We start from the raw sequence: 14,638 nt of genomic DNA on the forward strand, positions 1-14,638 counted from the left end.
AAAGCCACGGTGATGAAAAATCCCGTGGCTTTACTGTTTTTAGGACTGGTTTTTAAATCAACGCTTATTTAAATAGCTGCTTAAATTGATGCGGAGCACAGCGTAAATATTGTGGTGCTACATTAATTTGTTCATTGAGCACACTGGCGGCACGCCATGGCCAGCGTGGCTCGTATAAAATACCGCGACCAATGGCAATAAAGTCAGCTTGCCCTGTCGCAATAATCGCTTCTGCTTGATGAGGCTCGGTGATCAGTCCTACAGCAATCACTGGCATATCGGTATGTTCGTGAATTGCTTGTGCCAGTGGCACTTGGTAATTTGGACTGACGGGGATCTGCTGCTTATCTGACAATCCACCGGAAGATACGTGGATATAATCGCACCCTAATTCTTCTAGCACCTCAGTGAGTTCAATCGATTGTGTCAAATCCCAGCCCCCGGCGACCCAATCCGTCGCTGAAATACGGATACCGACAGCAATATTTGGACTGACTGCCGCACGCACTTCACGAAATACATCCACTAAAAATCGAGTACGGTTAGCAAAACTGCCGCCATATTCATCTTGTCGCTGATTAGCGATAGGAGATAGGAATTCATGCAGTAAATAGCCATGAGCTGCATGAATTTCAATTAAATCAAAACCCGCTTGTTCAGCGCGTTTTGCGGAATCTACAAACTGTTGGGTGATTTCGTGGATCTCATTCACTGTGAGAGCCTTCGGTGGATAGCTGTCACCAAAAGGCAGGGCGGATGGCGCGACTGTTTGCCAACCATGCTGATCTTCTGGTGCTAAGTTTTGTCCACCTTCCCACGGTAGTGCGCAGGATGCTTTTCTGCCTGCATGGGCAATTTGAATCCCTAATTTTGCATTGGCAAAACTTTTGATGTTCGTTAACAGGGTTTTAAACGCCTGTGTTTGAGCATCATTCCATAAACCTAAATCTTGGTAAGTAATTCGCCCATCGGAATTTACAGCACTAGCTTCGACAATTACAAGGGAAGCGCCGGATAAGGCAAGGTTCATATAATGAGCCTGATGCCAAGGACTGATGAGACCTTCATGTGCAGAATATTGGCACATAGGTGGCACAATAATACGGTTAGTTAGCTGAACTTGACCTAAGTTAGCTGGTGAAAATAGGTAACTCATTCCTTTTTCCTTATAACGAAACTTAAGATAATTCTGACAGTATACAAAAAAAGGAAGAGCATTCTTGTGATAAAGCGGCAAATTTAGGTATTCAAAAAAATTTTTCGTTATAAGCAAGCTGAAAAAGCAATAACGCAAAGATAATTTTGAGGAAAAGAATAAAAAGTATAAATCTCTGCTTGCTATTTTTTATTATGCATAGAAGTACGAGGGATAGAATATAGATATATAGCAATGTGCCATTTCAAATCATGATAAATACTCGCTTAGTGTATCTCTCTTTGTTAACTCCATGATAAATCAAGAGCGATAAACTTAATTCGGTTTTATGGTTTTTATGGTGCTAATAGGTTTTCACTCTGAATTTCTATTCTATTCAATGATTTTATTTACCTTGAAATCAATATTGCCGCCGCAAAAAAATAATTTTCATCTTGCAACCTATATAGGGGCTTTATATAAGCAATGATTAACCCTGCGTAATATTAGTTTTATGTAAAAAGAGCCATGGAGATGAAAATAAAATTACAACTGTAAAAGTGTAGCTGATTTATTTTCAACAACGTGTATTAGCCTGTGAAAATATAATTCTAAAAAGGAAGGTCAATGTGTTAACAATTATTGGTATTTTAATCATCGTGACAATCGTCACTTTACTGATGATGGGTAAAGCTAGCCCAATTATTGCAATGTCTTGTATTCCTTTTATTGGTGCACTGCTCGCGGGATATTCCATTGGTGAAATCTCGGTCTTCTTCGAAAGCGGCATTAATAAAGTGGCAAAAGTGGCAGCGATGTTTTTGTTTGCCATTTTGTTCTTCAGCATGATGAAGGACTTACATATTTTTGACCCACTGATCCGCATGATGGTCAAAATGACCCGTGGTAATGTGATTATCGTCTGTATTATGACCACGTTGATAGCGGGGGTAGTGCACTTAGATGGCTCTGGCGCCGCAACGTTTTTAATTATTATTCCGGCATTATTACCGCTATACCGACAATTAGGTATGAGCCCATACCTAATGTTGCTGCTGATGTGCGCAAGTATGGGGATCATTAATATGGTGCCGTGGGGCGGGCCACTAGGTCGTGCGTCAGCGGTAACAGGCATTGATGCCTCTACACTATGGCAAGGCTTAATTCCCGTACAATTGATTGGTATGGGTGGCGCTGTGGTATTTGCCATCATTATGGGAATGCGTGAAAAGCGCCGTATTGATGCGGCCGCATTAAATGGCACTACACCGTATCAAATGGATTCACTGTTAGGTGAGAGTGAACAAATCGCAGATGTGGCTGATACTGTCCATAAACCTAAAAAGCCCTTAATTAATGGTGGATTGATTGTCGGGGCGATTATTTGTTTAGCATTCGGGTTACTTTCAGCACCATATGTGTTTATGATTGCGCTTTCTTTAGCATTATTAATTAACTATCCAAACCCCAAAGAGCAGATGAAGGTGCTTTCCCTACATGCACCTCAGGCGTTAGGTATGGTGGCAATTATTCTCGCCGCTGGGGCATTTTTAGGTATTTTATCTGATGGTGGAATGTTGAAATCCATTGCGATGGATCTGACATCAATTCTGCCAACGGAATGGGTATCAAAAATTCATATTTTTGTGGGTATCCTCGGCGTACCTATGGATATTTTCACCAGTACTGACGCTTACTATTTTGCATTGTTGCCAATTATTCAGCAGATTGCCGCGACGGCAGGGGTTGATCCTTCAGCGGTAGTGTACGCCATGGCGATAGGAAATAACGCGGGGACGTTTGTGAGCCCGTTCTCACCAGCCGCGTGGCTGGCGATGGGGCTGGCGGGGATTGATATGGGACGTCATTTGCGGTATTCGTTCGGGTGGATTTGGGTGTTCAGTTTTTTCACACTCGCCATCGGTGGGGTTTTAGGTCTCTATTGATCCGCTCGTCGTCTTTTGCGCTGTAGCGGTGTTGGCTTCGCTTACTAACCCTAGTCACATACTTATGTATGCTCCTAGGGATTAGCTGCACTCGCCGCCTTGCTACAGCACAAAATCCATAGAGCCAATGTTTGGGGAAACTAAGGAAAAACCTAAAATCTGGAAAGATAGAAGATAGGGAAAATAAACAGAAAGCGGTGAGAGTAAACAGTTGCTAAGTGGAACATTAATTATCGGACAGTGACTATATTGATGATGAGGGAATTATGTGAAGATGCCTTTATTATCTGAAACCTATAAGGCTCGACATGCGCAGACCTCTTTCTTCCTATCATCCTATCTTGTATTGGCTGCGTGTGAATCAAAAACGGCTACTTAGGCGCTGGCATTGGGCATTTTCAGGGCGAAAATATACCCGCAATTTGGCGGAGCAACCGCTGGAATACCGCTACCATAAACACACATCACGCCTTATCCGCAAGTTGGGTCAATCAGACCTTCGATTGCAGCATAACAAAGTGATAAACCTCGGCATTGCGATTGAAACGATGAATGGCGTCACTATCGCACCGGGGGAATATTTTTCATTTTGCCGCCTTGTGGGCAAACCTACTGCCAAACGCGGATTTGTGGAAGGAATGGAACTTTCCTACGGAGAAGCTCGCAGCGGAATTGGCGGAGGAATTTGCCAACTTAGCAATTTAATCCACTGGATGGCGCTTCATTCACCGCTGCAAGTTGTGGAGCGAGCCAACCACAGTTTTGACCCATTTCCCGATGAAGGGCGCGTACTGCCGTTTGGATCCGGTGCCGCTATTTTCTATAACTATATCGACCTTGTGTTGTATAACCCCACTCAAGCGACATTCCAGTTAGTGTTTAACATTGGCGAACACCAAATAGAAGGGGAGCTACTGTGTTCAGAGTCCCGAGAAAATAAATATCATATTTACCAACAGAACCATAAGTTTGTTCGGGAACGCGGCGTGATTTATCGTCATAATGAAATTTGGCAGCAAATCACCACCAAAGGGCAAGAGCCGCTCACACTTAGCGACCGCTGTTTATATCGCAACAAAGTGGTGGTGAAGTACCCACTGGATGAATCTCAATTGAGTGATGCGGGTTAATACGAGCATAATTAGGAATATGTTACTGGCTTTTACCTAATTAATTCGTTTAGAATCCCCCTCAACTAAGTTATTTCTTGCTGTTTTTCTGATAAAACACCCAAAATGAGGCCGTCTCGCGGACCAGATATGTAATACCAACACTTGATTTCTCAATTATCGCAGAGGCAAATCTTGCACAAGATTTGTTGTGTTTTGTTATTTCTGTAGAGAAAGCATAATGAATATGCAATCAAGGAAGTATGGTAGAACGTATCACTATCCGTTCTCACCGGGCACCACCAGCGACGATCGTATTAATAGCGATTGGTGGGCGCATATCCAAAATATTGAACAACTGGTTCATACTGAAAAACTCGATGGTGAAAATAATTGTCTGAATCGTCACGGCGTATTTGCTCGCTCCCATGGCGCTCCGACTCAGTCGGCATGGTCGCAACAAATTCGTCAACGTTGGCAATTAATTAAAGATGACCTGGGTGATATCGAATTGTTTGGCGAAAATCTGTATGCCGTGCATTCCATCGAATACCAACATATCGAAGATTATTTTTACGTGTTCGCCGTACGCCAAGGGGATTATTGGCTCAGTTGGGATGAAGTGAAGTTTTACGCCTCACTGTTTGATTTTCCGACCGTACCCGAGCTTCATTTGGCTATCGACAAAACGCTCACTGCCCAGCAATACAGCAGCGGGTTAATCGCCGCGGCAGAGAAAGATAGCCAATTTATTGCACGGGATACCCATACCGGAAAACCGTGCAGCATGGAAGGCATTGTAACGCGCAATCGCCAAGGTTTTGCCGTGGATGATTTTATGCAGCATGTTTTTAAATATGTGCGCAAAAACCATGTCAAAACCGATATCCACTGGAAGCGAAATTGGCAGCGCGCGAAATTAGCGTTTGAGATGCAAGGAGGTGACCAATGAGTTGGCAACTGACAAAACGGCGTGAATGGTCGCAACTTGCTGATCAGTTTGAATTTGTGCGTGATATGCATGGTGTTCCCCAAGATGCGCTGCACCATGCAGAAGGGGATGTGGCCATTCATACCCAAATGGTATTAGCGGCGCTGGAAGGGTTACCGGAATATCAGCAATTGCCCGAAGCGCAGCAGCAGATTGTCTGGACAGCGGCGCTTTTGCATGATGTGGAAAAACGTAGCACCACACGAGAAGAAGAGGGGCGGATTCGCTCACCAGGGCATGCAAAAAAAGGCGAGTTATCCGCTCGCAACATTCTGTTTCGTGAAGTGGAAACGCCATTTGCTATCCGCGAACAAATTGCCGCATTAGTGCGCTTTCACGGTTTACCGTTATGGTTGATGGATAAGCCTGACCCAGAGCGAGCCTTATACGCCGCCTCATTACGGGTCGAAATGTCCTTGTTGTGTATGTTAGCGAAAGCAGATGCTATTGGGCGTGAATGCGAAGACAAAGCGGATTTATTAGCGCGCATCGAGCTATTTGAACTGTTTTGCCGTGAACATGATTGTTGGGATCAGCCGAAAGCTTTCGCGTCATTGGCGGGACGCTTTCACTATTTCTACACTCAACGCGGCACACCGGATTATCAACCGTTTGATGAAGACGGTAGCGAAGTGATTATGCTATGTGGCTTGCCGGGAATGGGGAAAGACCATTTTATTCAACAACATTACCCTCAAACTCCGATGGTATGCTTGGATGAAATTCGCCGAATGCATAAAATCAGCCCAGCGGATAAAAATGCCCAAGGTTGGGTCGCGCAGCAAGCGAAAGAGCAGGCGAAAGTCTATTTGCGTAGCAAACAGGATTTCATCTGGAATGCGACCTCGCTAAGTGCCTCATTACGCGAAAGCATGATCAGCTTATTTGCCCGCTACCAAGCTAAGGTGCATTTGATTTATCTGGAAGTGCCGTACAAGCAGTGGCAGCAGCAAAATCGCCAGCGCAAGTATGCGGTACCGGAAAATGTGATGGAAAGAATGGCGGGGAAACTGGAAATACCGACCCCTGATGAAGCTCATCAAGTTTCCTATTTTATCAATGGTGAATTTTTGAGTGAGCGGGTGAAGTAAGTGTTATCATCCTGCCTCTGTCAAAGAGGCAGGACAATCAGTTCGCCATCAAGGCACAAAAACCTTCCCTTCAAATAATTTTCTGGCCGTGCGGATAATCGAGGCTTGTAGGCCTTCAGGCTTATCCGTCGGGTTACTTAACGTTACCTCAAATTTACCACTAAGATGTTCAATGGCAATTTTCTGCATATCCACATTTCCTTGAAGATAACGCTCGATAACGGTGCCTGAAATCACGCAGCCTGTGGCAATGGCAATCGCGCCCGTTACTGCTAGCGCGCCATGGCATTTATGGGGCATAAAATAGCGCACATTAATGGTGCCGCCGTGAATAGCGGGGGAGACCAAAATCGGTTTAGGGATCACTTTTTTGCTGACATCGCCTAACCCTATCAGTACACCAGCCCGCAGGCGAAGGTGCTCCAGCTTTTGCATAAACTCGCTATCGCCTTCAAGTTGCTCCGCCGTTTCATACCCCGTTTTATTCAGCTGTGGGGCATCGATAAGCACCACAGGCGTCGCCATATCGAGGCAAGAAACTTCAACACCATCAATGAGATCAACCATATTTCCGGTAGGAAAAAGTTTCCCTGTTTTGGTTCCACTGGCATTAAGAAAAGTTAAACCAACAGGGGCAGCCTGACCGGGAACACCCGCAATAGTTGCATTACCGTTATATTCCACTTGCCCATTAGGGGTTTGAATGGTGGCGTTGATAAAGGTATTAGTGTTGGCGTTACGCACCCTGACGGTGGTCACATCTCCGGTGATAGGTACTAACCCTTTTTCTAACGAGAATGACCCGACCGCACACAGAATATTACCGCAGTTAGGGGCAGTATCGACGATGCGCTCAGTAATGGCGACTTGTGCAAAAAGGTAGTCAACATCTGCATCTGGGTGTGTCGATGGGCTAATAATGGCCACTTTACTGGTTTGCGGGCTACCGCCACCAATACCATCGATTTGTAAAGGATGACCGGAGCCCATAATCGCTAAGATCAGTTCATCACGTTGTTGAATGTCGGTCGGGAGATTATTCGCGAGGAGAAAGACACCTTTTGATGTGCCTCCGCGCATTAATGTACAAGGAATTTGTTTCATCACGCGTCCTTTTTGAACGCCTTACCGTAAGAAAAATGGAGTGCGTTATATTGCACTCCATCTTTTTTATGGGGTAAGGGCGATTAGATTAAGCCCATATTGATAAGAATTTCCCACCAACCTAAACCAATAGTCATGTGAACTAATAAGCTGAGGAACGCGATAATCCCACCAATGACCCACCAAGAACGAATATCGTTATAGCCTGCACCGAAGACGATTGGGGCTGCCGCGCCTCCGTAATGGGTTAAGCTGCCGCCGTAAGCGTTAGAGAACAGTAGGCCCAGCGCTAACAGCATCGGCGGTGCGCCTGCGACCATACCAACGGTGGCAAAAACAGGTACCATCGCCGCCACATAGGCACCACCAGAGGCGAACAGGTAGCGAATAGCGACACTGATAAACATGATGACAAAGAACGCTAACATCGCTTGGTCACCGAAGGAGAGGTGTTCGCTCATCACATCGGCTAACCATTTGAAGAAGCCTGCTTTGGTGAGCACACCGGACATACCGATAATACCACCGTACCAAATCAGAGTGTTCCAGCCACCTTTGTTCTTCAGTACATCATCCCAAGTGACGACACCGAGGATCAGTGTTAATGCCATGACCGCAATGGCGACACTTGAGGCGCTCACACCGATTTTATCTGCGAATATCCAGCCTGATAACGCTAGCACAAAGATAATGCTGAGCAGTTTTTCACGCATGGTCATTGGACCTAAATCGGCTAAACCTTTTGCTGCGATCTCTTTGTTATTCACCTTTTTCAATTCAGGTGGATACAGTTTGTAGATAATCAACGGAGTGAGGATCAACATGATTAAGCCCGGCACGGCAGCGGCTAATGCCCAGCCACCCCAACTTAAATGGATACCCATAATGTCGGTCATCATCGCTAATGCTAGCGCGTTTGGTGCCATAGCTGTTAAGAACATATAGCTGGTGGTTTTGGTCACCATATACACGTTTACCAGCAAGTAGTGGCCTGCTTTACGGGGACTTTTTTCAGGATCAGACCCTAATGCAACCGCCACACTGTTGATGATAGGGAAGACAATCCCACCAGCACGCGCGGTATTTGATGGCGTTGCTGGCGCAATAATCAAGTCAAGGATAGCGGTGACATAACCCAGTCCAAGAGTGGTGCCACCTAATTTTCCAATAAGAATATAGGAGAGGCGCTTACCCAAACCGGTTATGACGAACGCGGCACTCAAGGTGAACGCGGCGAAAACTAACCACGTTGTACCGGATGAGTAACCACTTAGAACTTCGCCAACTTTGACGTCTTTAGTGCCTGTTACACCGATGATCACCGCACTGGCAGCAATCGTGGCTAACAAGATCACAGGCTCGGAATAAGGTTTTAATACCAGCCCCACAATGGCGGCAAGGTACAGACCAAATAACAGCCATGCAATACTCGGTAGCCCAGCGGGCGTCGGTATTAAGGCAATGATTATTGGAATGGCTATTAAAACTAATAGCTTCCATATTTTATCTTTTTGCATAGGCTAATCCTTCAAGAATATAAACTTTAAATTTCTTAAATCACATAAAACGAATATCTAAAATGTGTGGAAACCTATTTCTGGATATAGCGGTATCTTGAATAGTGTTATATTTTTAATAAAACTATTGGTTAACGCTTATTAACAGAAATGTTATTAATGATTGAAAAGCAAAATCAGTTTTTATTTAAAAATTATTTTCTCTGGTTTTAATTAATCATTTTTGTGATGTTTGTTCCTTTATTAATAAATATTTAAGTTGTTTTTATTTATGAAGCTAAATAAGCACTCGTAGGTAATCGCGCAAAAAACCACGTTAGAATTAATAAATCTGCACTGCCTCCGGGGCTTAAATTCTTTTCAATACACTGCAAGTCAAATTGTTGGACTTTGCTAAAATCCTGCTCGTCTTGGATCCCTTGCTGCAATAGGTTGCTTGCTTGTTGTTTTACCCACTGAAGCCCCGCTATGCCACCGCGATTGGCGATGTTGGTATCGTCATTGAGGCTCATCAGCAAAATCAGCGTATCGAGTAGGGCGATATCAGCCTGTTTACCCTCTGCCAGTTGTTTCAAATAATGGGGCAGTGAATGGGCTATCACCAATTGATAACCTTGTTCTGCTTCCCCTCGGGCGCCAGTGAATCCATATTGTTGGAATAAACGCTGCCCTGCTGTTGGGTGCTCCGCAGTCTGTTGCAGCTCAGCGGTTAATCCTTGGCACATGCCAGAAACGACTTGGCTAATTGCGCTGGGCGTAACTCGTTGCTGTAACCCGAATAAACGCCCCACCGCAGTGAGCACTAAACCTAATGAAAAAATTGAGCCTTTGTGGGTGTTTACGCCTTGGGTGGCGCGAAACATCGCTTTTTCACAATCGATACCGATACCGCGAATTTGGCGAAGTAGCTGGTTAATCGGTAATTGATAATGTTCATAACCTGCATGCAAAAATAGCGGAAAGAATTTTGCAATCGCATTGGCACTTAAATGAAAATCGGTCAGTGCCATATCTTTATGGGCACCAGTGTTGCATTTATCCACCAAGCCTGGTTTAGGGGTTAAGTTGACTTCAGAAAGCATCGCTTGCCAAGCCAGTTGGCTATAGTGATTTACCACGTCATCATTTAGCGTACGTTGCTGGCTAATTTTTTGCTGGAGCATAGGCTAACTCCTCAATACGACGCAAAATGTCTTCAAGGGAATGGCTGCGTTGGCGCGCGCACACCTTGGCTTCATTGTCACAAATCAAGCAGCGCCTAGTCGGTAAATTGAATTGGCTGCGAGAATATAAAACACCATTTGCATCAAAAACATCAAAGTCCCAAAGTCGGCCGACGGGGGATAATTCTTCCGCTTCCATTAAGGCTTTTTTGACCTCAAAGGCATCGGCATTGACGGCGACTAAACATTCCGGTCCGGTAGCGAAAGGGAATGATTGTTGTGATAAAAGTACCCACTGCCTGCATGAAGCAACTTGCTTAAGCGCATTTAAGCCTTGATTAAAAATGTCTCTGACCAGTTGATTGTCTTTAACCGGTCCCGGAAAAACGACAGTAAATGAAATCAAGGTTACCTGATGGAGACCAATCCACTCTTGCTGACGAGCCTGACGGGCATCACGGCTCGCCAGCAAGTCAGGTAAGGAAATGTCAAATTGCTCTTGGGTATCAGGCAGTGGGTAAAACATGTTCTACTCCTTCACTTGATGGACAACATCAATCACAGAACCGTCACGATAACGCACCACCGCCACTACTTTATCGGTAAACTCGATAGGGTTTGGTGTGCCCGTTAATAATTGGGCGCGTTCACGTAACCATTGAATAGAAACGGTTTTGATGCCTTGGCTTTCCAGTTGTTGCTTCAGCTCAGGGCGTGCTGGGTTAACAGCAATACCATGGTCAGTCACCAAAATATCGACGCTAGAACCCGGTGTAACGCAAGTCAGTACATCGTCCACCAACGTTGGGATGCGACCGCGCACTAATGGTGCGACGATGATAGACAGTTTTGCCGCCACCGCCGTGTCACTATGCCCACCGGATGCGCCACGAATAACCCCATCGGAGCCGGTTAACACATTGACATTAAAGCGAGTATCAATCTCTAAGGCACTGAGCACCACCACATCGAGCATATCCACCGAGGCGCCTTTAGAATCAAAGCAAGCATATTGGTTGGCACTGATTTCAATGTGATTTGGATTACGTGCGAGCGATTCTGCCGCTGCACGGTCAAAGCTTTGCACATCGAGTAACTTCTTAATTAAGCCTTTTTCATGAAGGTCTACGATGGTGGAGGTGATCCCGCCTAACGCGAAGCCTGCATGAATATGATGACGGCGCATTTTATCTTCGAGGAAGCGAGTAACCGCCAGTGAAGCCCCGCCAGTACCGGTTTGCAGTGAAAAACCTTCTTTGAAGAATCCTGATTTTTCAATCACATCAGCGGCGGTACGCGCTATCAATAACTCACGCGGATTGGAGGTCATGCGAGTGGCATCAGCACCAATTTTGTCGGCATCCCCGACACGTTTGACTTTGACAATGTAGTCCACTTCATCTTGCTTAATGCTCGATGGGTTATGTGGGTAAGGCAGAAATTCTTCGGTCAACATGACCACTTTTTTGGCATTTTCCGCATCGATTTTGGCATAACCGAGTGAACCGCAGCTCGCGTTACCCGTGTATCCGTTCGCATTGCCGTATTCGTCGCAAGACGGAACGCCGATAAATGCCACGTCGATTTTTAATTCGCCGCTATGAACGAGGTTGGCGCGTCCACCATGGGAGTGAACTTGTACAGGTTCTGCTAATTCGCCACGAGAAATGGCTTCGGCTAATGGACCGCGTAAGCCAGAGGTGTAAATCTTAGTGACGACGCCGTGGCGAATATGTTCAACCAGTGGCGAGTGGCAAGCGCTGAGTGAGCTGGATGCTAAGGTGAGGTTGCGAAAGCCCATTTCGGCAATCACTTGCATCACCATGTTGATGGTTAAGTCACCGCCACGGAAAGCGTGGTGGAAAGAGATGGTCATGCCATCTTTTAATCCTGAACGGCGGATAGCCACTTGCAGGTCATCACACAGTTTGCGGTTGCGTGGTTTTTGAACTTGCTGTTGAACTTTACCGATGTCTTTGAATTCACGCAGTAATGCATCGTCTTTAGGTGCTAAGTAGGCTGATACGCGAGCCTGACGCAATGTATTGGTTGTCATAATATTCTGCCTCACTCTTCCCGAATGCCTGATAATGCCGCGCGTGATAACACTAAGCGGGCTCTTTCAATTACAGGGCTGTCTACCATTTTACCGTTGAGGGAAACGACGCCTTTGCCTTCTCGCTCTGCGGCATCAGCGGCGTCCACGACACGCTGTGCATGGTCGACTTCTTTTTGGGTTGGGGCATACAAGTTATGCAGTAACTCAATTTGTCTTGGGTTAATTAATGATTTGCCATCAAAACCAAGCTGCTTAATGAGAGCGGCTTCTTTGAGGAAGCCTTCTTCATTGTTGGCGTCAGAATAGACGGTATCAAAGGCTTGAATACCGGCAGAACGCGCAGCTTGTAAAATGGCGCACCGAGCATAGAGGAGTTCAACGCCTTCTGGAGACCGCTCGGTGCGCAAATTGCGGACATAGTCCTCGGCACCTAATGCGATGCCTATTAATCTTGGAGAAGCGTGAGCAATATTGACGACTTGGGTGATCCCCATCGGGGATTCGATAGCCGCGAGTAACCCGGTGCTACCTTCTTCACGCCCACAGCTTTTTTCAATGCGTAGAATTTCGTTTTCAATATCAATAATATCTTGTGCGGTATCGGTTTTTGGTAAGCGCACAATGTCGGCACCACCACGAACGACGGCTTCGAGGTCAGCAACCCCATAAGCGGAGTCGAGGGCGTTAACGCGTACGATGGTTTCAATATCTTGATATAACGGGTGTTGCAGTGTGTGATACACCAGACGACGCGCCGTGTCTTTTTCTCGAATGGTGACAGAGTCTTCGAGGTCAAACATCAGGGCATCTGCTTTATAAATAAAGGAGTTACTGAGCATCGCGGCGTTGGAGCCTGGGACGAACAGCATACTTCTGCGAGTGCGGCTTTTTCTTTCCGGTGTCATTATTTATCCTCCCATGGCAGAGCATCGAGATCACAGGCGCGAGCCAGTAAGGCTTCGAGGCGAGCACGTAGTACGCACTCCAATGCACCTTTGTCATCCACCACAATTTCAGCGCCTTGAATATCGTATTTTTCAATCATTTCAAGCACGATGGCATTGATGGCATCACCAAATTGTTTTTCAACACTGCTGGTGATCTGCAATGAGACCTCGAGAGTGTCTTCAAGAGGCTCGATTCGTACCATGACATCACTGGATTCGAGTGTGCCGGCAACCGCTGCGTGTAGTATCTTCATATTTCACCTATAACTAATTCAAGCTTGTAGTGCGGGGGTAGGCGACGGTGTCTGCGCTGCTAGCATCTCTTGTAAATAATGATACGTGGCAGGAGGCACAATCGGCTTGATCGCCGCAAGATCTTTTTTAGCGAGCAGTTTTCGAACTTGCGAGGCGGAAACCGCCGTGCCGTCGATCACTGTCCGCGGGAATTCGACCAGTTCAATGGGTGGGAATGGCATTTCATCGGTTTCCAGCCAGTAGCGCATGTCTTGGTTATATTGGTTAGTGACTTGGCAAAATGGCTCTGAGCCGACGAAACGATGGGTAATTCCCAATGCCGGAGCAATATATTGGCGAAAAATCTTAATATCGATTTCTGTATAACAGTTGTTGGCGACAGTAATGTCTTTAATAAAATAACAAGGGAAGGTTGCTCGTGAAATAATGTATTCCGAACCTTTATGGATAGTGAGATTATTAATTCCTTTTGTGCCTTCTTCAATTAATTTCAGGCGAACTTTATACGGAAAACGGGAAGTATCTTCTTTGACAACAAATAAATGTAGCCAATCACAGTTCTTTGAAGCTTGTTCAATTAAATAACGATGCCCTAATGTGAATGGGTTAGCATTCATCACGATAGCACCAATTTTTTTCCCCGCTTTATATTGGGCTTTTAAACTTTTAATATAGCGATTTAAATAACAGCAGCTATTCTCCATTAAAACCATCACATTGGGCACAGTGGCAATGGTATGAAACCCACATTGATGAAATAACTCTTCATTTTGGTATTTGGTATAGATAAATAGGTGAGTGGTATTATTTTCATAAGCGAGGTTCACCAATTCAGTCGCTAATTTTAAAGCTAAACCTTCACCACGAACTTCATCGCTAATAGCAACGCATTTAATGACATTCTTCGCGAGACCACCACAGGCAATTAACTTTTCGTTACGTGTGATCGTAATAAAGACGTCAACGCTGGCATCAATGTCTAAATCATTCTCTTTTAAAAACTGAGTGATATCATTGAGTTTTCTGTTCTCATGACGTTTTACTTGGTTAAACGTTATGTTGTCGAACATAATGGTATCCTGCATCTCATTTAGAGATGTATTAAAAATGTTGCTAATGTTAAAGTTAATTAAATAAATATTTTTGGCTTACCGTTAATTACCTAAGTTCTCAATTTTTATTTAATTATCCTTTTCAATATTCATATTAAATACCCTGCATATAATATATTTGACCTATTTCATGTTTCTAAAATGAGTTTGTATTTGTTTAATGGTTTTAATGTTTTTAATTGAGAGTTATGAATTTTACTCAGTGGTTT

The 14,638-nt window shown here is 45.0% G+C and carries 13 protein-coding genes; 4 read left to right on the forward strand and 9 right to left on the reverse strand.

The window, feature by feature from the left end; translation table 11 throughout:
- Positions 1-64: 64 nt before the first annotated feature.
- Positions 65-1,156: an NADH:flavin oxidoreductase/NADH oxidase gene (locus tag GKR48_RS13805; protein WP_154628490.1), complete on the reverse strand. Its 1,092-nt coding sequence runs from the start codon at positions 1,154-1,156 to the stop codon at positions 65-67.
- Positions 1,157-1,764: 608 nt separating this feature from the next.
- On the opposite strand from GKR48_RS13805, the gene GKR48_RS13810 reads away from it, so the two are divergent.
- The 4 genes from GKR48_RS13810 to GKR48_RS13825 all read left to right on the forward strand — a co-directional run bounded on the left by GKR48_RS13810 (position 1,765) and on the right by GKR48_RS13825 (position 6,272).
- Positions 1,765-3,081 (forward strand): CitMHS family transporter, encoded by a 1,317-nt coding sequence (locus tag GKR48_RS13810; RefSeq protein WP_336431168.1) that lies wholly within the window; start codon positions 1,765-1,767, stop codon positions 3,079-3,081.
- A 308-nt stretch (positions 3,082-3,389) separates the two neighbouring features.
- Entirely contained in the window at positions 3,390-4,211 is an 822-nt protein-coding gene (locus GKR48_RS13815; protein ID WP_154628492.1) for a VanW family protein, read from the forward strand.
- A gap of 220 nt (positions 4,212-4,431) precedes the next feature.
- Positions 4,432-5,142: an RNA ligase family protein gene (locus tag GKR48_RS13820; RefSeq protein WP_154628493.1), complete on the forward strand. Its 711-nt coding sequence runs from the start codon at positions 4,432-4,434 to the stop codon at positions 5,140-5,142.
- Positions 5,139-6,272, forward strand: a complete 1,134-nt coding sequence (locus GKR48_RS13825) for an AAA family ATPase (RefSeq protein ID WP_154628494.1) — start codon at positions 5,139-5,141, stop codon at positions 6,270-6,272. Before GKR48_RS13820 ends, GKR48_RS13825 begins: the two co-directional genes overlap by 4 nt.
- Before the next feature lie 48 nt (positions 6,273-6,320).
- Here the strand turns inward: GKR48_RS13825 and GKR48_RS13830 are convergent, their stop codons facing one another.
- The 8 genes from GKR48_RS13830 to citC all read right to left on the reverse strand — a co-directional run bounded on the left by GKR48_RS13830 (position 6,321) and on the right by citC (position 14,387).
- Positions 6,321-7,376 (reverse strand): 4-oxalomesaconate tautomerase, encoded by a 1,056-nt coding sequence (locus GKR48_RS13830; protein WP_154628495.1) that lies wholly within the window; start codon positions 7,374-7,376, stop codon positions 6,321-6,323.
- Between the two features lie 83 nt (positions 7,377-7,459).
- Complete coding sequence (locus tag GKR48_RS13835) at positions 7,460-8,893, reverse strand: anion permease (RefSeq protein ID WP_154628496.1); 1,434 nt, start codon at positions 8,891-8,893, stop codon at positions 7,460-7,462.
- A gap of 269 nt (positions 8,894-9,162) precedes the next feature.
- A complete protein-coding gene (gene citG / locus GKR48_RS13840; protein ID WP_154628497.1) occupies positions 9,163-10,056 on the reverse strand; it encodes a triphosphoribosyl-dephospho-CoA synthase CitG in 894 nt (297 codons plus the stop codon).
- Positions 10,037-10,582, reverse strand: coding sequence for a citrate lyase holo-[acyl-carrier protein] synthase (citX, locus tag GKR48_RS13845; RefSeq protein ID WP_154628498.1), 546 nt, complete (start codon positions 10,580-10,582; stop codon positions 10,037-10,039). Before citX ends, citG begins: the two co-directional genes overlap by 20 nt.
- 3 nt (positions 10,583-10,585) lie before the next feature.
- Positions 10,586-12,112, reverse strand: coding sequence for a citrate lyase subunit alpha (gene citF, locus GKR48_RS13850; RefSeq protein ID WP_154604125.1), 1,527 nt, complete (start codon positions 12,110-12,112; stop codon positions 10,586-10,588).
- An 11-nt stretch (positions 12,113-12,123) separates the two neighbouring features.
- A complete protein-coding gene (gene citE / locus GKR48_RS13855) occupies positions 12,124-13,020 on the reverse strand; it encodes a citrate (pro-3S)-lyase subunit beta (RefSeq protein ID WP_154628499.1) in 897 nt (298 codons plus the stop codon).
- Positions 13,020-13,316, reverse strand: coding sequence for a citrate lyase acyl carrier protein (gene citD, locus GKR48_RS18200; protein ID WP_036951301.1), 297 nt, complete (start codon positions 13,314-13,316; stop codon positions 13,020-13,022). The genes citE and citD overlap by 1 nt, the downstream gene beginning before the upstream one ends.
- An 18-nt stretch (positions 13,317-13,334) precedes the next feature.
- The gene (gene citC / locus GKR48_RS13865) at positions 13,335-14,387 is read right to left on the reverse strand and encodes a [citrate (pro-3S)-lyase] ligase (protein ID WP_181478437.1); all 1,053 of its coding nucleotides are present in this window, start codon (positions 14,385-14,387) and stop codon (positions 13,335-13,337) included.
- Positions 14,388-14,638 lie beyond the last annotated feature (251 nt).

The sequence above is a fragment of the Providencia sp. wls1943 genome (genome assembly GCF_009706275.1).
GTDB lineage: Bacteria > Pseudomonadota > Gammaproteobacteria > Enterobacterales > Enterobacteriaceae > Providencia > Providencia zhijiangensis.